The 19,285-nt window shown below is 67.7% G+C and carries 10 protein-coding genes and 2 pseudogenes; 1 reads left to right on the forward strand and 11 read right to left on the reverse strand.

Annotated features, from left to right (window positions below; genetic code table 11):
• Positions 1–27 precede the first annotated feature (27 nt).
• From AC1RRR_RS19870 to AC1RRR_RS19895, 6 genes are all read right to left on the reverse strand, one after another.
• Positions 28–714, reverse strand: a complete 687-nt coding sequence (locus tag AC1RRR_RS19870; protein WP_492815610.1) for a hypothetical protein — start codon at positions 712–714, stop codon at positions 28–30.
• Positions 715–776: 62 nt separating this feature from the next.
• The gene (locus AC1RRR_RS19875) at positions 777–4,145 is read right to left on the reverse strand and encodes a glycosyltransferase (RefSeq protein ID WP_492815611.1); all 3,369 of its coding nucleotides are present in this window, start codon (positions 4,143–4,145) and stop codon (positions 777–779) included.
• 87 nt (positions 4,146–4,232) lie between these two features.
• Entirely contained in the window at positions 4,233–5,513 is a 1,281-nt protein-coding gene (locus AC1RRR_RS19880; RefSeq protein ID WP_492815612.1) for a spinster family MFS transporter, read from the reverse strand.
• Between the two features lie 86 nt (positions 5,514–5,599).
• Complete coding sequence (locus tag AC1RRR_RS19885; protein ID WP_492815613.1) at positions 5,600–7,840, reverse strand: TonB-dependent receptor; 2,241 nt, start codon at positions 7,838–7,840, stop codon at positions 5,600–5,602.
• A gap of 187 nt (positions 7,841–8,027) precedes the next feature.
• Positions 8,028–8,741, reverse strand: a complete 714-nt coding sequence (locus AC1RRR_RS19890; protein WP_492815614.1) for a TetR/AcrR family transcriptional regulator — start codon at positions 8,739–8,741, stop codon at positions 8,028–8,030.
• Between the two features lie 77 nt (positions 8,742–8,818).
• Positions 8,819–9,304: a DUF2306 domain-containing protein gene (locus tag AC1RRR_RS19895; RefSeq protein WP_492815615.1), complete on the reverse strand. Its 486-nt coding sequence runs from the start codon at positions 9,302–9,304 to the stop codon at positions 8,819–8,821.
• A gap of 60 nt (positions 9,305–9,364) precedes the next feature.
• Here AC1RRR_RS19895 and AC1RRR_RS19900 point away from each other — a divergent pair, with 60 nt between their 5' ends.
• The gene (locus AC1RRR_RS19900; protein ID WP_492815616.1) at positions 9,365–10,192 is read left to right on the forward strand and encodes a LytTR family DNA-binding domain-containing protein; all 828 of its coding nucleotides are present in this window, start codon (positions 9,365–9,367) and stop codon (positions 10,190–10,192) included.
• A gap of 20 nt (positions 10,193–10,212) precedes the next feature.
• Here the strand turns inward: AC1RRR_RS19900 and AC1RRR_RS19905 are convergent.
• From AC1RRR_RS19905 to AC1RRR_RS19925, 5 genes and pseudogenes are all read right to left on the reverse strand, one after another.
• Positions 10,213–10,854 (reverse strand): annotated as a pseudogene (locus AC1RRR_RS19905) (methyl-accepting chemotaxis protein); the annotation flags it as partial.
• 393 nt (positions 10,855–11,247) lie between these two features.
• Positions 11,248–12,000 (reverse strand): annotated as a pseudogene (locus tag AC1RRR_RS19910) (Tar ligand binding domain-containing protein); the annotation flags it as partial.
• A gap of 245 nt (positions 12,001–12,245) precedes the next feature.
• The gene (locus AC1RRR_RS19915) at positions 12,246–14,411 is read right to left on the reverse strand and encodes a hypothetical protein (protein ID WP_492815617.1); all 2,166 of its coding nucleotides are present in this window, start codon (positions 14,409–14,411) and stop codon (positions 12,246–12,248) included.
• A 138-nt stretch (positions 14,412–14,549) separates the two neighbouring features.
• Positions 14,550–15,959, reverse strand: coding sequence for an efflux transporter outer membrane subunit (locus AC1RRR_RS19920; RefSeq protein WP_492815618.1), 1,410 nt, complete (start codon positions 15,957–15,959; stop codon positions 14,550–14,552).
• Positions 15,959–19,135 carry an efflux RND transporter permease subunit gene (locus tag AC1RRR_RS19925; RefSeq protein ID WP_492815619.1) on the reverse strand — a complete coding sequence of 1,059 codons (3,177 nt, stop codon included), beginning with the start codon at positions 19,133–19,135 and terminating at the stop codon, positions 15,959–15,961. The genes AC1RRR_RS19920 and AC1RRR_RS19925 overlap by 1 nt, the downstream gene beginning before the upstream one ends.
• Positions 19,136–19,285: the final 150 nt, after the last annotated feature.

A 19,285-nucleotide genomic window follows, 5' to 3' on the forward strand; every position in this document is an offset into this window, starting at 1 on the left:
CGGCTTTTCCATATGTCGCGCCGGATGTCAGCGTTGTCGGCCCGGGTCCTTGAAGAAGATCAGGATCAAAGACAGCACCGCGACCGCGTCCCGATCCTTCGAACCCTTGGGCGGCAGGTAGGCGGTCGGCTGCATGGCGGCCAGGTCCACGCCCCCGACGTCGACGCCGTCGCGACTGAAGACGTAGCCGATGGTCGCGCCGCCGCCGATCGGCATGCCGCCGACCTGCTCGGTGCGCGCCCGGATGCTTAGGCCACCAAAGCGCAGCTCGGCCGCGCGCTGGGGCTGCTGCAAGTTCTTCAGCAAGCCGCCGCCCTTGGAGCTCGCCAAGGCGAACGAGGCGTCCGACCCCGCGCCGGGACCAGTGAGCGTGCAGAAGAACTGCAGCTTGTCGCGGTCGAAGGTGATCCAGCCCAAACCCAGGCGGCTCTGGCCGCCGCCGCAGGCCACCTCGACCGGACCCAAGCCCGGCCCGTTGACCGTCATCTCGACGCTGGCCTTGCCGCCTTCGAAGATGCCGGTGACCGAGCTCTTGCTGCTCTTGACCGTGGCGTTGCCGTCGTACTCGCCGAGCTGGAAGCCGGGGCGGAACAGGCTGGGACCCTTCTTGCCCGACAGCTTGACCTTCTCGGTCCCGGCGGGCGCGGCGGCCTGGGCGGGCGCGACCAGGGTCATGCCCATGGCCAGAGACAGGGCGATGGCGACGGTCTTCATGGCAAGCTCCCCCGAGCGTCGGCTAGACGACGCGGCGGAGCTTGCCACAGATCGGCGTTATCTCAACCTTTCGGTGAGACCGAGGCCGAGGCGCGGCGCTCCAGCTTGCCCCAGCCGACCCGGCCGCCGCGGATGGCGGTGACCACCGACTTGACCACCACGTAGTACATCAGCTGGCGGTAGCCGAACCGCTGCACGGGCAGGAACGGCAGGTCGGCCCACGGCGCGCGCTTCTCCAGGGCCATCCCCAGAGCCCCGGCCGACAGGTCCACGGCGATGAAGATCGCCCAGTAGGCCAGGCCCAGCAGCATGTCGTCGGGACGCCACTCCACCGGGTGGGCGACGGCGGCGTAGAGACCGCTGATCAGGCTCCAGACCACCGCCAGGTCGACCAGCGGCGCGGCCACGGCCAGGATGATCTGGAACAGCCAGATCTGCGGCAGGGCCACGAAGCCCAGCACCGGGGTCTTGGTGTTGAACATCGCCTTGCGGTGCTTCCACACGCACTGCAGCGTGCCGAACGACCAGCGGAAGCGCTGCTTGAGCAGGCCGCCCACGGTGTCGGGGGCCTCGGTATAGGCGCGGGCCTCGGGGTCGAAGGCCACCTTCCAGCCGGCGCGCTGGCAGGCGATGGTCAGGTCCTGGTCCTCGGCCAGGGTGTCGGCCGGATAGCCGCCCAGATCGTCCAGCACGCTCTTGCGCCAGGCCCCGACGGCGCCCGGCACCACGGTCACCGCGCCCAGGGCCGACAGCGCGCGGCGCTCCAGGTTCTGGGCGGTGACGTACTCAAGCGCTTGCCAGCGGGTGACGATGTTCAGGCGGTTGCCGACGATGGCGTTGCCGGCCACGGCGCCGACGTCCGGATCCTGGAACCAACGGGCCAAGCGGCCGATGGTCGAGGGCGGGAACAGGGTGTCGGCGTCCAGGGCCACGACGAACTCGCCCTTGGCCACGGCCAAACCTCGGTTCACGGCCCGCGCCTTGCCGCCGTTCTCGAAGCTCAGCAGCGTGACGCGCGGATCACCCGCGAAGTGGTCGCGAACCTCGTCGGCCGTGCGGTCCTTGGAGCCGTCGTCCAGAACGAGGACCTCCAGGTTCTTCCAGTCGCTCTCCAGGATCCGCGCGATCGAGGCGGCGATCACCTTCTCTTCGTTGAAGCAGGGGATCAGCACCGAGACCAGCGGACCGTTCTCGCTGTCCAGGTCGGCCGGCTCCTCGTGCGTCCAGAAGCGGTGGACCAAAGCGAGGCTGGCCAGGAACACCAAGCGCGCCACGCCCAGGAAGATGGCCGACAGGAACAGGAAGGTCATCGCCGCCTGCGTCCAGCGGAAGAAGTCGAAACCCAGCCGGTCGACGGCCAGATCAAGGCCCGTGCGCGAGGTCGGTGGCATCACCTGCTGCGGGCTCATGCCGGCCAGCTCGCCGACCGTGACCAGGCGATAGCCGCGCGCGCGGATCTGGTCGATCAACTCGGGCAAGGCCGCCACGGTGCGGCTGCGATCGCCGCCGGCGTCGTGCAGCAGCACCACCTGACCGGGATTGTTCCCGGGATTGTCCAGGCGATCCAGGACCCGGTCGATGATCTGCTGCTTGGTCGGCTTCTGCCAGTCGTCGGGATCGATGCGCAGGCCCACGGTCATGTAGCCCAGGGTCTGAGCGATCACGAGCGGCGCCACCTCGTGCGGGGTCGACGGCTCGGCGTCGCCGAAGAACGGCGGGCGGAACAGGCGCATCGAGCGGCCGGTGATCACCTCGAACAGGCGCTGGGTGGCGTTCAGCTCGACCTGCACCTGCGGCAGCGGCGTCTCGGCGATGTTGGGATGGGTCCAACTGTGACCGCCGACGTCGTGACCCTCGTCGACCTCACGCTGCACCAGGTCGGGGCGGCGCTGCATGTTCTGGCCGATGACGAAGAAGGTGGCCGAGGCTTTCTTGGCTTTCAGGATGTCCAGGATCTTGGGCGTCCAGCGGCCGTCGGGACCGTCGTCGAAGGTCAGGGCGACCAAGCCCTTCTTCTGGCCATAGCGTTCGATCACGTAGCTGGACGGAATGACGTCATAGGTCTGGCCCGAGACCAGGCCGGTGTCGGGATCGAACTCCAGACTGCGCTTGCCCGGCGTGGGCAGCTGGGCGATCCGCAGCACCTCGCCGCCGCCGTCGAAGTCGACGCCCTGGCCATTGGCCAGCGTGGTCAGCCCCGCCGCCGAGACCTGGCCATAGGGCTTGCCCAGCACCGACCAGACGCCCGGATCCTCCATGCCCATCCGCCACAGGCCATAGCCGCGCGGCTTCCAGGGGTCGGAGACCTTGACCTCGTTGAACAGGGTGACCGCGTCCATGAACCAGACGACGTGGTCGTCGCCGTTGTCGTCCGTGTACTGGTAGGTCGGGTTCAGGGCGTCGTCGTCCATGCGGATGGTCGCCCCGGCGTCCTGGGCGTTACGCATGGCCTCGTGGAAGGTGGTGGGAGCTCCCGAGGCGCGGCTGCCGTCCTTGTTCAGCGTCCAGTCGTAGCCATAGGCGCCCAGGGCCAACACGGTGCGGCTGGGATCCAGATGGGCGAAGCGCTTTTCCAGCTCGCTCTCGTACCAGTCCTGGCCAGCGTTGGGGCCGGGGTCGCCCAGGGCGTAGTGCTGGTCATAGGCCATCAGCACCAGGGTGTCGGACGAGGCCTGCAGGCGCTTGAGCGGCCAGCCTTCCTCGTCGAACGGCGCGGTGACCCAGACCTCGCGGCCAGCCTCCTTCAGGGCCGCGCGGGCCTCGTCCAGGAACTTCGGATAGGCGTTCAGACCCTTGGCCGACAGCGCCTCGAAGTCGAAGACATAACCGCCATAGCCGCGCTGGGCGGCCAGGGTGACGAGGTTGCTGATCAGCTTGCCGCGCGCCAGCGGATTGGCCAGCAGGGCGTCGGCCATCGGCCCGTCGAAGGCGGCGTTGGCCGAGTTGTGGACCAGCGGCAGCACGGCCGGCTTGTTGGCGGCGGCGGCGATGCGCGCGGTCCCCTCGGCGTCGTCGGTGACGTCGATGTCGCCCTTGGCGCCCCGGATCGCCACCCACTGCGGCGAGACCACATCCAGCTTGTCGATGTTGCGGCGCAAGGACTCGCGGCTGTCCTCGTCCCACGAGACGTAGAAGCCGACCGACAGCGGCCGCGCGGCGGCGTCGTTGGCGGCCCCGCCCTTGGGCCTGGGCACCCGGCGCCAGGTCTTGGCCGAGGGCTTGAGCTTGTGCGCCGTCTCCTGGTGCAGGGACGTCAGGATGTGCGGATCCTTCAGCGGCGCGTCGGGCAGGCGCGGCGCGAAGGCCAGGGTGGCGACGAAGCCGGCCACCACCGCGGCGATGGCCGAGGCGACGATCCCGAGGACCAGCTTGGCCCGCCGCTCACGCTTGCCCGTGGGATCGTGAAAGATGTGGCGGTCGTCTGGGGTCATCGCTTAGCGCTCGCGTTATGCGCGCCCTTTGATACCCGAAATTGACCGAACCGTGGCCGTTGTATCCCTGCGACCTTCCGTCGCCGGTTAGTCCACCCAATCCCGGTTGAGACGACGCGAGGCCAGGATCAGCAGGGCCGCCGCGCCGATGTAGAAGGCCAGGCCCCAATAGATGGCGTAGCGCATCGACTCCGCGCCGTAGACGGGAGCCAGCTTGTCGGAGACGAAACCGAAGAACCAGTAGCCGACGGCGATGCCCAGCAGGTTGTTGATCAGCAGGAACAAGGCCGAAGTGGTGCTGCGCATGGCGGCCGGGGCCAGATGCTGGACGGCGGTGACCACCGGACCCAGCCAGGCCAGGTTCAGGCCCGTCGGGATCAGGAACAGTACGAAGGCCAACGGCAGGGCCTTGGCGTTCATGGCCGCGAAGAAGCACGGCAGGGCGATCAGGAAACAGATGGCCGGGGCCAGGGCGTAGGCGCCCTTGGACTTGCCGCCGAACCGGTCGCCCAGCCAGCCGCCCAGCCAGATGCCGGCCACCCCGCCGAAGAAGGCGATGGCGCTGTAGTAGATCGAGGTCTCGACCAGGGTCAGGTGCAGGCTGCGGATGAAGAACGACGGCAGCCAGAACGCCACGCCATAGCCGCAGACCGAAGAGCAGGCCGCGCCGAAGGCCAGCAGCCAGAATGACGGCTTGGGCAGCACGGTCTTCAGCACGGCGCCGAAAGCCGGAGGCTTCGCAGCCTCGGCGGGGACCGTATCAAAACCACCACGCGGCGGATCCTTGACCACCAGCTTGAACAGCGGGGCCAGCAGCACGCCGGCCAGGCCCACGGCGATGAAGGCCATGCGCCAGTCGATATAGGCCGCGATCAGCCCGCCGAAGAGCACGCCGAGCGCCGAGCCCAGAGGGATGCCGAACGAATAGGCCGCCAGGGCGCGAGCCCGTTGGTTCTTGGGGAAATAGTCCGAGATCAGCGAATAGGCGGGCGGCACGCCGCCGGCCTCGCCGACGCCCACGCCCATGCGGAACAGGAACAGCGACCAGAACCCGCCGGCGAAACCGCAGGCCATGGTGAAGCCGCTCCAGACGGTCAGTGCGGCGGTCATGATCCAGGTGCGGCTGAAGCGGTCGGCCAGCCAGGCGATCGGCACGCCCAGGGTCGTGTACAGCGCCGCGAACGCCAGCCCGCCCATCAGGCCCAGCTGGGTGTCGGTCAGGTGCAGCTCGTTCTTGATCGGCTCCTTGAGGATGCCGAGGATCTGCCGGTCCAGGAAATTGAAGGTGTAGGCCAGGATCAGCATGGCCAGGACCACATAGCGATAGCTCGCCGGCTTCTCCGCCGTCTGGTTCGCGTTGTCGCTCATGTCCTGCCCCCGTTACGCTACAGCTACATAAAGAGAGGGCGGGGCCTGTTGCAGCAAGCCCCGCCCTAGCTATTCGCCTAGATAATTTAGAACGCCACCTCGACCGAGGCGGCCACCGTGCGCGGCGGGCCGTAGAAGCCGATCACCGAGTTGTTGTAGGTGGCCCCGGCGAAGTTGTAGCCGCCGGTACGGTACTTCTCGTTCGTCAGGTTCTTGCCGGTCAGGGCCAGCTTGTAGTTGCCGCCCGGGGCGGTCCAGATCGCCGTCAGGTCCACCAGGGTGAAGGCCTTCTGGTCCAGGGCCGGCAGCGGCTGCTCGAACTGCTGGTAGGCGTCGCGGTAGCTGACCATCGGGGTGATGGCCAGGCTGCCGCCGGCCACGTCGCCGCGCCAGGTCAGGCTGACATTGCCCGTCCATTCCGGGGTGTTCTGGAAGCCGTACAGGTCGGCGACGTTGATCACCTGGCCGGTGGCCAGAGTCGTCGACGGGTTCAGCGGGTTGGGCGCGCCGGCCGGCACGAAGCGGCTGAAGGTGTCGTACTTGGCGTGGATGTAGCCCAGGGCGACATTGGCCGAGAGGCTCTGGCTCAGGCGCGCATTGGCCTCGAACTCGGCGCCGTACAGGGTGGACGAGCCGGCGTTGTCGACCGAGCTGGCGATGCCCGAGGGCACCACGACCTGGGTCGTGACCTGCTGGTCGGTGTACTTGGACAGGAAGATCGCCGACGAGAACGAGACCTTGCGGTCCAGGGCGAAGCCCTTCAGGCCCGCTTCGTAGGTCTTCACGACTTCCGGCTTGTAGCCGTTCGTGGTCTGCGGGGTGATGAAGGCGTCGCCGCGCATGTCCCAGCCGCCCGACTTGTAGCCCTTCGAGAACGAGGCGTAGGTCGTCAGGTCGTCGTTCAGCTCGTACGAGGCCGAGATGCGCGGGGTGAACTGCGAGAAGGTCTTGTGGGCGTCGTAGTTGGTGCGCACCTGCAGGATCGGACGGTTGACGCCGCCCTGATACGGCGACGGCGTGGCGCCCAGATAGAAGAAGCGGAAGACGTTGGCGCGCTTTGCGTCGCGCGTGGCGCGCGCGCCCAGCGAGACCTTGAAGCGGTCGGTCAGGTTGGCGCTGAAGTCGAAGAACGCCGCGAAGCTCTGGGTGTTGACCTTGCCGCCGTCGGCGATCGAGACGCCCAGATTGCCGGCGATGGTGTCGAACTCGCCCGAGGCCTGGCTGTTCATGTAGTACAGGCCAAAGACGCCCTGGACGTTGTCGTCCGCATAGACCGCCTGCAGTTCCTGCGAGAACGAGCTGTCGTCATAGGTGGCCGGCACGTCCAGCGTCGGCAGCGGCGTGCCGTCGAAGTCGATCAGGGTCTGGGTGTGACCCTTGCGGCTGGCGGTGATCGACTTCAGCGTGATCGCGTCGGTGACGTTGTACTCACCGGTCAGCGACAGGCCCTTGGTGGTGACGTGGTTCTTGTCACCGAGGCCGGCTTGCGTGTCGTAGATGTCCTGGATCGGATAGTTGCCGGCCGTCGGCAGGGTCTCGCGGTGACCGTGGCGCGGGTTCGAGTCGTCGGTGACGTGGTCGTAGGCCAGGCGGAAGAACAGGTCCTGGGTCGGCTTCCACTCGGCGCTCAGGCGATAGGCCTGGACGTCCTTGTCGTAGTGCTCGGCGCCGGTGGTCAGGTTCTTGCCGTAGCCGTCGCGCTTGTAGAGGGCGTACGAGCCGCCCACCGACAGGCCGCCGCCGACCGGGGTCTGGCCCGAGACCAGCAGGTCGGTCTGGTTGTAGCTGCCGTAGGTGCCGCGGACCTTGGCCATGGCCTCGTCGCCCAGCTTCTTGGTCACGTACTTGATGGCGCCGCCGATGGTGTTGCGGCCGTACAGCGTGCCTTGCGGGCCGCGCAGCACTTCGATGCGCTCGATGTCGAAGATGTCCAGCACCGCGCCTTGCGGGCGGTAGATGTAGACGTCGTCGACATACAGGCCGACGCCGGGCTCGTAGCCCCACAGCGGATCCTGCTGGCCCACGCCGCGGATGTAGCTGATCAGGGTCGAGTTCGAACCGCGGGCGGTCTGCACCGTGATGTTCGGGGTGGTCTGGGACAGGACGGTGATGTCCGTGCCGCCCGAGCGCTCCAGCTTCTCGGCCGAGAAGGCCGAGACGGCGACCGGGACGTCCTTGAGGCTTTCCTCGCGACGACGGGCGGTGACGACCACCTCCTCGACCGAGGCCGAATTGTCGGCGACCGGAGCTTCCTGAGCCGCCGCGACGCCCGCGATCGTGCTCCACGCCGCGCCAGCCAGCAGCGCAGCCTTCCACATCGAAGTCATGGGTTTCCCCTCCCTTACGTTCCGCCCTTCCCGAACCGAATCCGTCTTGTGCGGACGCGTGCGCGGGACCCTCGCCAATTCATCGAACAGCGAATTGCAAGCACCATCACCCGAACCGACGGCAAGCGCCAGCTATTTTTCATCAAGTGATGAAAAAGGGTCGAGGACGGATGGTCTGGGTTTGGGACTAGGCCTTTTGGGCCTTGGCGATGACCGCTTCAAAGCCGGCCGCGCAGTACGAGAACAGCCGCTGGCGGACCGCTTCCAGGTCACTGGAATGGCACTCGCCTTCCGACAGGCTGTCGATCCGTCCGGTCTCGGACAAGGACAGCATCATCGATCCGGTCAGGAACTGATAGCACCAGTAGAGGTCGCGGTACTCGGCGTGGGGACGCAAGCCCTTCAGGGTCTCGACCAGCTGGTGGACCACGGGGTCGAAGAACCGGGCCATGGTCTCGCCGCCCCAGGCGGGCGTGTTGTTCACCTGGGCGACCAGGGCGAAATAGCTCTTCCAGCCCGCGCCGCCGTCCTGGCTGATGCGCAGCAGCGGATCGATGAAGGCCTCGATCACGCCCTCGACGGTCATCGTGGCCGCGTCGTGGGCCTCGACATAGGCGTTCATCGAGGCCTCGCGGGCCTGGTTCAGGATCTCGGCCCGGCGCAGGAACACCGCGTCGAACAGCTCGCGCTTGGCCCCGAAGTAGTAGTGGATCAGGGCGGTGTCGACGCCGGCCTCGGCCGCCACCTGGCGCGTCGTGACCCCGTGGAAGCCGTGGCGCGCGAACAGGCCCTCGGCCGCGTCGAGGATGGTTTCCTTCAGGTCCAGGCCCTTGGCCTTGGACGGTCGGCCCCGCCCGCCGGCGCGGGCGCCGGCCTTGGGTGAGGGCTTGGCTGCGGTCATGAAGTGGGGTCCGCCCTGAATTGCGCTCCGTCCTCGGATAGGCGCAACGCAGCGGCGCTGGCAAGACCGGCGTTTTATCAACCCAGAAAGACCGACCACATCAGGCGGCCCGGGATGAAGGTGAACAGGCCCGCCAGCAGCAGTCCGCCGACGAACATGGCGGTCATGGCGCGGCGGTGGGCCGAGACCTTGCCGCGCCGGATGGCGTAGACCGCGCCGGGCAGCGCCACGATCGTCCAGCCCGACAGCAGATGGATGAAGCTGAAGTGGCCGTGGTTCATGCCGCGGATGAACAGAGAGCTGACCGCCGTGATCCCCATGGCGATCACCCAGGTCCAGCCCAGGATCTTGTGCAGCCTCGTGCCCTTCACCCGCATCATCAGCACGATGCCGATGGCCAGAGCGGTCAGGGCGGCCGTCAGGTGAACCTGGATCACCGTCGGGGCCGCGACGATGAGGGACACGTTCGGCGCATGCGGCTTCAGCGAAACCACGGCGGCGATGGCGACAGCCGCGCCCACGCCCATCGCCGCTTGCGAAATTGACTTGCCGTACGCCGCCATCTGCCTTCACTCCGGATCGTGGCGGGGCCGAAGCGCCTCGCCGTTGGGAACCTGAGTGGAGTGGGCGGGTCCGTGTCTCAATCGACGTTGCGCCAGTCGCCGGCTTCGTTTCGCCAATGGCTGGCCGGCGCCGTTCACGCTTCGCGAACGGCGATCACCGCCAGGGAGAGCCTGCGCGGTTTCGCGGTGTCGGCGGCGGCCGGCGTGTTCCTGGCGCTGCTGGGCGCGTTCGGCACCGACGAGATCCCGTTCGGGATTCGGGTCGCCTATTGGTCCGGCCTGTGCTTTTCCGGCGCGATCGTCGGCACCACGGTCAGCCACCTGATCGGCGGTGGCGGCCGGGCGGATGAGAAGCCCTGGCTCTACGCGACGCTGACCGTGATCGGCGTCACCCTGCCCTTCACCCTGGTGGTCTGGCTGGTCAGCGACCTGACCTTCTACGGCCAGCTGAAGGCGGGCGGTTTCCTGAACTACCTGCTGCCGGTGTTCATCGTCACGGTGGCGATGACGGGCCTGAACTTCCTGGTCCAGCGCACACCGCCCGAGACCCACGCCGCGCCCGCCGGCGCGCCGCCGGCCCGGTTCCTGGACCGCCTGCCGCCCAAGCTGCGCGGCGGCGAGCTGTGGGCGGTCGAAGCTCAGGACCATTATCTGCGCCTGCACACCTCGCGCGGCCAGGACCTGATCCTGATGCGGCTGTCCGACGCCGTGGCCGAGCTGGAGGGCATCGAAGGCGCCCAGACCCACCGCTCGTGGTGGGTGGCCAAGGCCGCGGTCGAAGACGCCCAGCGCGGCGACGGCCGGGCGACCCTGCAGCTGAAGGGCGGCGCCCTTGCCCCCGTCAGCCGCGCCTATTCGAAAGCCCTGCGCGAAGCGGGCTGGTACTAGGCGGCTCGCGCACCCGGACGGCTGCGGCCCATGCTCTGCTGACCAACGCTGAACTGGCCCATCAGCTGGGTCAGGTTGTCGGCCTCGCGCGACAGGGCGTGGCTAGCGGCGGTGCTCTCTTCGACCATGGCGGCGTTCTGCTGGGTGGCCTGGTCCATCTGGCTGACGGCGCTGTTGACCTGTTCCAGGCCGGTGGCCTGCTCCTGGGCCGAGGCGGCGATCTCGGCGACCACGCCGTTGATCTGGGCCACCTGGGCGACGATGCGTTGCAGGGCCTCGCCGGTCTTGCCGACCAGCTGGACGCCGGCGTCGACCTGTTCGGTCGAGGCGTTGATCAGCGCCTTGATCTCCTTGGCCGCATCGGCCGAGCGCTGGGCCAGGGCCCGCACTTCCTGGGCGACGACCGCGAAGCCGCGACCGGCCTCGCCAGCGCGCGCCGCTTCAACACCCGCATTCAGCGCCAGCAGGTTGGTCTGGAAGGCGATCTCGTCGATCACCCCGATGATGTTGCCGATCTGGGCCGAGGACTTTTCGATCTCGCCCATGGCGTCGACGGCGTCGGAGACGACCTGGCCGCCGGTCTCGGCGTCGGACTTGGCGGCCCCGACCACGCGGCGCGCCTCCTTGGCGCCCTCGGCCGTGCGCTTGACGGTCGAGGTGATCTCCTCCAGCGCCGCGGCGGTCTCTTCCAGGCTGGCGGCCTGCTGCTCGGTGCGGCGGGCCATGTCGTCCGAAGCGTTGGTGATCTCGCGGCTGCCGGCGCGGATGCCGTCGGCATTGCCGACGATCACCGTCATGGCGTCCTGCAGCTTGCCCGCCGCGCCGTTGAAGTCGGCGCGCAGCTTCTCGTACTCGACCGGCAGGGCGTCGTTGACGCGATAGGTCAGGTCGCCCTTGGCCAGATGCGACAGGCCGACCCCGAACGACTCGACCACCAGCTGCTGCTGCTCGGCGATAGCCTTGGCGGCGGCGGCCTGGCGCTCGGCTTCCGAGCGTTCCTTGGCCTGAGCGATCTCGGCGTCTGCGCGCAGCTTGGCGATGGCGTTTTCCTTGAACACCTGGACCGCGCCGGCCATCTGGCCCAGCTCGTCCTTCTGGCCCACGGCCGGCACCACGATCCCGTGGTCGCCGTCGGCCAGACGGCGCATGGCGGCGGTCATGGCTTGCAGCGGATTGCTGACCTTGCCGATCACGACATGGGTGGCGAAGGCCATCAGGCCCGCCGCGACCAGGGCGATCACGGCCATGATGCCGGTGGCGATATTGCCCGCCGTCTTGGCGGCCGCGCCATCGTCATGGGCGACCCGGGTCTGCAGATCGACCAGCGCGCCGACATTGGCAGTGACGGGGTCGATCGCCGGATAGAGCTTGCCGTCGACAAAGGCCTGGAGGCTGGCGGCATCCCCCGACTTCAGCAGGCCTTGCAGGGTCTCGACCGTGCTGTCGGCGGCCGGCAGGGCGGCGGTGACCTTGTCGGCCAGCGCCTTCTCCTCGTCGGTCATCTGGGTGGCGGCGTAGGCCTGCCAGTTCTGGCTGATGGTCGACTTGGCGGCGGCGACGTTCTCGGCGGCCTTGGCCATCGACAGCTCGCCCGACCGCGCCTTGTGCGCGCTGTCGACAATGTTGACCGCGTACATGTCGCTGACGGCCTTGAGCTGCTGCATCGGCTCGACGCGGTCGGTGATCACCGACTGCATGCGCTGGTTGGCGACGCCGTTGGCGACGAAGCCCGAAAGGCCCATCGCCGCCATGCCCACGCCCAGCGCGGCCAGGCAGCCCAACAGTCTCGTCTTGATGGTCCAGGTCATCGCAGGCTCCCCGCTTTGACGCGAAGAAAGCCTCCGATCGTTAACCAAAACCTTCGCCGCAACCGGGCGTAGGCTGCGCGTTTTGGGCGTGTTTCGCCGGCGCCCGAAGTTTGAGCAGGGTTAAGGAATGAACCGGTCGCGACCATGGCCGGCCGGGCGATGAATTGTCGACCAGCCGCCACTGGCGGGGGAAATATCACCGCCTAACGGCGATATCTCCCCACCATGCGGCAGAACGTCGCGGCTTAGCCAAAGTGAATGTCGACACTGGCCGAGCCGGTTCCGACCGTCAGGCTCGTCACGGCCACCAGCCGGATCAGGCCATCGCCGGCATTGACCCCGACCGTGCCGTCCTGGTGGTAGATGTAGGTGTCGCCATTGTACTCGAACACCGACGTGGCGTTGACCGGCGTCAGGGTCGAGGCGTTGATCAGCGCCTGCTCCAGGGTCGTGGCCGAACCGACGCTGACGCCCGTGACCACCGAAGGGATCGCGATCCCCAGGTCGATATGGTCCACGCCCTTGGCGAAGTCGGTGATGGTGGCGTAGGTCGTCACCTTGCCGTTCTCGACGCCCAGGTTCGAGAAGCCCGGCGACGCGAAGCCGTCCTGATAGATCTTGAAGGTGTCCGAGCCGGCCCCGAGGGTATAGGTCGACGTCGACTGACCGCGCAGATAGGCGGCCACGCTGTCGTTGAAGCCCGACAGCACGACGGTGGTCACCGAGCCCGAGTTGCCGGCGTGGCCGATCTCGGTGATGTCGATCCCGGCCGAGGCCGAAGCGTCCAGATTGGTCGTCTGGCTCATGGCGCCGACGACGTGGCTGTTGAAGCCGGCGGTCAGGCGGCCGGTCCCGGTGACGACGATCGGGCTGGAGCCCCCTTCAGCGGTCAGCGAAGTGATGGTCCCCAGCACGCTGTCGCTCTGCACATGCAGGGTCAGGGCGCGGTCATTGCCCGTGACGTACAGGTTGGTCGGGTTGGCGTTGCTGCTGGTGACGCCGTTCAGATAGGCGTGCACGCCGTCGGCGCCGTCTCGGACCGAGGACGGACCGGTGAACACCAGCCGCGCATAGTAGTTGGCGTTCAGCGTACCGCCGCTGACCCCGTCCAGCTTCAACGCCACACCTTCGGCGATGTCATCGATCTTCGTCGAGATCGCCGAGCGCAGGGTGATGTCTTGCAGACCGGTATAGCCGTTGACGTTGAAGGGCACGATCGTGGTGACGCCCGTGGACGGCAGGGTGAACGACAGCTTGAAGTTCTCGAGCACCAGATGCTCGACATTGGTGATCTTGGCCTTGTCGAAGGCCTCGGCGTCAGCGCCCACCACCAGGGTGTCGTCGCCCGCGCCGCCGTCGACGATCGCGCCGTTGATCATCTTGGTCACGGTGATCCGGTCGTTGCCCGCGCCGCCGCTGATCTTGCCGTTCGGGGCGCCGCCCAGGACCTCGACCGCCGCGTTCAGCTGGCCGACCGAGATGGTGTCGTTGCCGTCGCCGCCGTCGATATAGCCGCCGACCGTTCCGGAGAAGGTCACGGTGTCATGGCCGCCGGCCGTGGCGACCGAGACGTTGCCGTCGGTCCCCGTCACGGTGTCGTTGTTGGCCGTCGACTGCAGGGCCGGCGTGGCCGAGTCGGGAGCGACGACCTGGTTGGCGCCTGCCGTGATCGTCGCGCCGGCGGCATAGGTCGGCTGCTGACCGTACGTGCCCAGGAGGTCGGTGAAGAACACCGCCTGGCCATCGTTGGCCAGGTCGGCCAGGAAGGCGTCATTGGCCTTGGCGTAGGCGCCGAGGTCGGCCTTGGCCGCCTCGCTCAGCAGCCAGCCGACCATGGCGGCCTTGGTCCCCTGCCCGTTTAGACCATCGCGCCCATAGGCAGCGAAGTAGTCGGCGCGGCTGTAGGTGCCGCCCTGGCCGTTGGGCACCTGGCCATTGAGGATGTCGGCGATCCGGCCGTCCGGCGGCGCGAAGCCGAAGATCTCGGTATAGGCCTTGGTGGCCGCCGCGGTCAGGTCCAGCGCGCCATAGGCGGTCGTGAACTTGGTCGCGCCCTCGCCCGTCTTGCCCAGATTGACCGCGAAGTTGATGTAGCGGTTCTCGGCCGTGAACGCGGTGTAGTAGGCCGAGTTGAGGTTATTGGCGTTGCCGCCGGTCGGCGAGACCAGATAGTCGAGGCCGGCCATCACGGGCGTCGCGCCGGTGAAGAAGGCGTAGGCCAGGTTCGCGACCGAGGTCGACGCGATCACCATCTTGCCGATCTCGGCGCGGGCCTGGGTCAAGGTGATCGTCGAGGCGTCCACCTGCGAGGCCAGGGTCTGCAGCTTGGCCACATCCGCCGTCGAGATGCTCGAGAACTTGATCCGTGCGACGTCGCTATAGGCGGTTTCCAAAACTTGAAGCGTGGCCATCACTCAACCTCCGGCAATGTTCGACGGCATGGGTATTGGATTTGCTGTACACACGCAAGCGTAGCCGCGGAAAAAATAAAACCCGGCCGCGAGAACGGCCGGGTTTCATCAACGCCCGAAGGAGGTCGTGGTTCGGGTCTAGGCCTTCCAGCCGCCGCCCAGAGCCTTGTAGATCGCCACGACGTCGGTGTTCACCCCGGTCTCGGCGACGCTGAGGGCGTCCTCCGCGGCCAGCAGGGTCCGCTCGGCGTCCAGCAGCACCAGGAAGTCGATGCCGCCTTCCTTGTACTGGATCCGGGCCAGCTCGGCCGCGCGGCGCGAGGCGGCCGCCTGGTCGGTCAGGCTCTTCAGCTGGGCCTGCTGCTGGCTGTAGGAGACGAGCGCATTCTCCAGGTCCTCCAGCGCGCGCAGCACCGTCTGGTCGTAGTTGGCCAGGGCCGCCTCGTCGCGGAACTTGGCCGCCCGCAGGCGAGCATGGGCGCTGCCCAGGTCGAGCGCCGGCCAGCTGACGCTGGGGGCCACCGACCAGGCCTGGCTGGCGGCGTTGCCGAAGCCCGTCGAGGTCCCCGACAGGAAGCCGACGAAGCCGGTCACCGACACACGCGGGAAGAGGTCGGCTGTGGCCACCCCCACCCGAGCGGTCGAGGCCGCCAGGCGACGCTCGGCCGCCTGCACGTCCGGGCGACGACGCAGCAGGTCGCCGGCCTGGCCGATCGGCAGGGCCGCGACCAGCGGACGAGTGTCCTCCGCCTGCGGAACCAGCAAGGCGTCCAGCGCGCCGGGGCGCTGGCCGGTCAGCACGGCCAAGCGATGGTTGGCGCGCTTCTCGGCGGTGATCAGGCCCGGGATCGCCGCCTCGGTGGCGTTCAGACGCGCTTGAGCCGAGGCGACGTCGATCGGGCTGCCCGCCCCGGCGTCGAACCGAACCTTGGTCAGGCGCACGGTCTCGCGCTGGGTCTCGAGGTTGCGGTTGGCGACCTTCAGGCGGGCCTGAGCGCCGCGCAGTTCGAGGTAGTTGCGGGCCACCTCAGCCGCGACCGTGACCTGGGCGTCGCGCAGCTCGGCCTGGGCCGCGCCGGCTTCAGCGCCAGCCGCCTCGACGCCGCGACGGACGCGGCCGAAGAGGTCGATCTCCCAGCCGGCGTCGAAGCCGGCCTGGTAGCTCTGGTTCTCGACGCGGTCGGTCGTGAAGCCCGGCTGCTGCTGCTTGCTCTTGGTATAGGTCCCGTCGGCCGTGACGTGGGGCAGCAGGTCCAGCTTCTGTTCGGTGAACAGGGCCCGGGCCTCGCCGACCCGGGCGACGGCGATCTTCAGGTCGAGGTTGGCGCCCAGGGCCTGGCCGACCAGCTGGTCCAGCACCGGGTCGCCAAAGGCCTTCCACCAGTCGGCTTCCGGATTGGCGGCGGTGAAGACGGCCGGGTCGGCGTTCTGGAAGGCCGCCGGCGGGGTCGCCGGCGCCTTGTAGTTGGGCCCCACCGCGCAGGCGGCGGCCGTCAGGGAGACGCCGGCGATCAGCGCGGCGCGCAGGGTGAGTTTAACGAAGGACATCAGTGCGCCTCCACGGGCGAGGTCAGCGCCGCCTTCTTCGCGGCCTTGCGGGCCGTGGAGCGACGGATGACGTAGTAGAAGACAGGCGTCAGGATCAGGCCGAACAGGGTCACGCCCAGCATCCCCGAGAACACCGCCACGCCCATGGCGCGGCGCATCTCGGCCCCGGCCCCGTGCGACACCACCAGGGGGTAGACCCCCATGATGAAGGCGATCGAGGTCATCAGGATCGGACGCAGACGCAGGCGGCAGGCCTCCAGAACCGCCTGGAGCGGGCTGTCGCCATGCTCCTCGCGTTCCTTGGCGAACTCCACGATTAGGATGGCGTTCTTACACGCCAGCCCCACCAGCACGATCAGGCCGATCTGGGTGAAGATGTTGTTGTCGCCCTTGCTGATCCACACGCCGGCCAGGGCCGACAGCAGGGTCATCGGAACGATCAGGATGACGACCAGCGGCAGGCTCCAGCTTTCGTACTGGGCGACCAGCACCAGGAAGGCCAGCAGCACGCACAGCGGGAAGATGAAGATCGCCGTGTTGCCCGCCAGGATCTGCTGGTAGGTCAGCTCGGTCCACTCCGAGCCCATGCCGTTGGGCAGCTCGGACTTGATGATGTCCTCCAGGGCCTTCTGGGCCTGGCCGGTCGAGTAGCCGGGCGCCGGGCCGCCGTTGATCTCGGCGGTCAGGTAGCCGTTGTAGTGGCTCTCGCGGTCGGGACCGGTCGTTTCCTTGAAGGAGACGAAGGCGCCCAGCGGGATCATCTGGCCTTGGCCGTTGCGGGTCTGCAGGCGCAGCATCTGCTCGGGTTGCAGGCGGAAGCTCTGATCGGCCTGGACGTTGACCTGGTAGGTGTGGCCGAAGCGGTTGAAGTCGTTGACGTACAACGAGCCCAGATAGATCTGCATCGTCTCGAACAGATCGGTCAGGGACACGCCCTGGGCCCGGGCCTTTTCACGATCGATGTCGGCCTGCACCTTGGGCACGCTGACCTGGTAGCTGGAGAAGATCCCCGCCAGGGCCGGGTCCTTCTGGGCCTTGGCGATGATGTTCTGGGTGGCGTTGTACAGCTCCTGCGAACCCAGGCCCGCCTTGTCGACGATCTGCATCCGGAAGCCGCCGATGGTGCCCAGGCCCTGCACGGACGGCGGCGGGAACACCGCGATCTGGGCGTCGGGAATGCCGGCGAACTTCTGGTTCAGCTCACCCACGATGGCGTTGGCCGAGAGCTCGTGGCTGCGACGGTTCTTGAAGTCGTCCAGCGGGAAGAACACCGCGCCGGAGTTGGGGCTGTTGATGAAGCCGTTGGCCGACAGACCGGGGAAGGCCACCGAGTGCTTGATGCCCGGGGTCTTCATGGCGATGTCGCCCATCTGGCGGATGACCGTCTCCGTACGATCCAGCGAGGCCGCGTCGGGCAGCTGGACCACGGCCACGACATAGGCCTTGTCCTGCTGAGGCACGAAGCCGCCGGGGGTCTTGGAGAAGGCGAAGATCGTCAGGATCAGCAGGCCGCCGTACAGGGCCAGGGCGGCTGAAGAGCGGCCCAGGGTCTTGGCGACGCCGGCGACATAGCCGTTCGAGGCCTTGGCGAAGAAGCGGTTGAACGGGTTGAACAGCCAGCTCAGCGAGGCGTCGATCAGCTTCTGGAAGCGGTCCTTGGGCGCGTCATGCGACTTCAGGAGCACCGCGGCCAGGGCCGGCGACAGGGTCAGGGAGTTGATGGCCGAGATCACCGTCGAGATGGCGATGGTCAGGGCGAACTGGCGGTAGAACTGGCCCGACAGGCCGCTGATGAAGGCGGTCGGGATGAACACCGCGCACAGCACCAGGGCCGTGGAGATGATCGGACCGGTCACCTCGGTCATGGCCTTGCGCGTCGCCGCGGCGGGCTCGAGACCGTCGGTGATGTTGCGCTCGACGTTCTCGACCACGACGATGGCGTCGTCGACGACGATGCCGATGGCCAGGACGAGGCCGAACAGTGTCAGGGCGTTGAGGCCAAAGCCCAACATCAGGAGCAGCGCGAAGGTGCCGACCAGCGAGACGGGCACGGCGATCAGCGGAATGATCGAGGCGCGCCAGCCCTGCAGGAAGATCACCACCACCAGCACGACCAGGATGATGGCCTCGATCAGGGTGTGGATCACCGAGTCGATGCTTTCCTGCACGAAGGCCGTGGTGTCGTAGATGATCTCGTAGTCGACGCCTTCCGGGAACTCCTTCTTGAGCTCCTGCATGGTCTTCTTGACGTTGGCGGCCATCTCCAGGGCGTTGGAGCCCGGACGCTGGAACACCGGCACGGCGACGGCCGACTTGTTGTCGAGCAAGCTGCGCAGGGCGTAGTTGTCGGCGCCCAGTTCCACGCGGGCCACGTCGCCCAGGCGGGTGATCTGGCCGTCGGCGCCCGAGCGGACGATGACATTGCGGAACTGCTCTTCGTCCGTCAGACGCCCGGGAGCGTTGACCGACAGCTGGAATTCAGCGCCCGAACCGGCATTGGGCGGCGCGCCCAGCTGGCCGGCGGCGACCTGGACGTTCTGCTCGCGCAGGGCCCCGACCACATCGCCCGCCGTCATCGACAGGGCGGCCAGCTTTTCAGGATCCAGCCACACGCGCATCGAGTAAGCGCCCGCGCCGAAGATCTGCACGTCGCCGACGCCGTCGATCCGCTTGAGGCGGTCACGAACGTTCAGCTGCGCGTAGTTGCTCAGATAGAGCATGTCGTAGCGGTTGTTCGGCGAGATCATGTGCACGACCAGGGTCAGGTCGGGCGAGGCCTTGTTGGTCGTCACGCCGATGCGCTGGACCTCCTGCGGCAGCTTGGGCAGGGCCTGGGCCACCCGGTTCTGCACCTGCACCTGGGCCTTATCCAGGTCGGTGCCGAGCGCGAAGGTGACGGTCAGGATCATCGCCCCGTCGGAAGCCGACTGGGACGACTGGTAGATCATCCCCTCGACGCCGTTGATGGCCTGTTCCAGGGGGGCGGCCACCGTCTCGCCGATGACGGACGGGTTGGCGCCCGGATAGGCCGCGCGCACCACCACGGTGGGCGGCACGACCTCGGGATATTCGCTGATCGGCAGGTTCGGGAGCGAAACCAGGCCGGCGATAAAGATGATGATCGAGAGCACGGCCGCGAAGCGCGGTCGGCTGACGAAGAACTTCGAGAAATTCATGGCGGAGCGCCTTCAGCGGGCGAACTTGGGGAGGAGCGGATACGCGTATGCTCGGGCGCAAGAGGCCTCTCCCCCGCCAGACAGCGGGCGACAGACACCTCTCGAAACCCGAAAAAGACGCCCGGCTCAGACACGCGAGCCGGGCGCACG

It is taken from the genome of Caulobacter sp. GW821-FHT12D05, assembly GCF_058807295.1.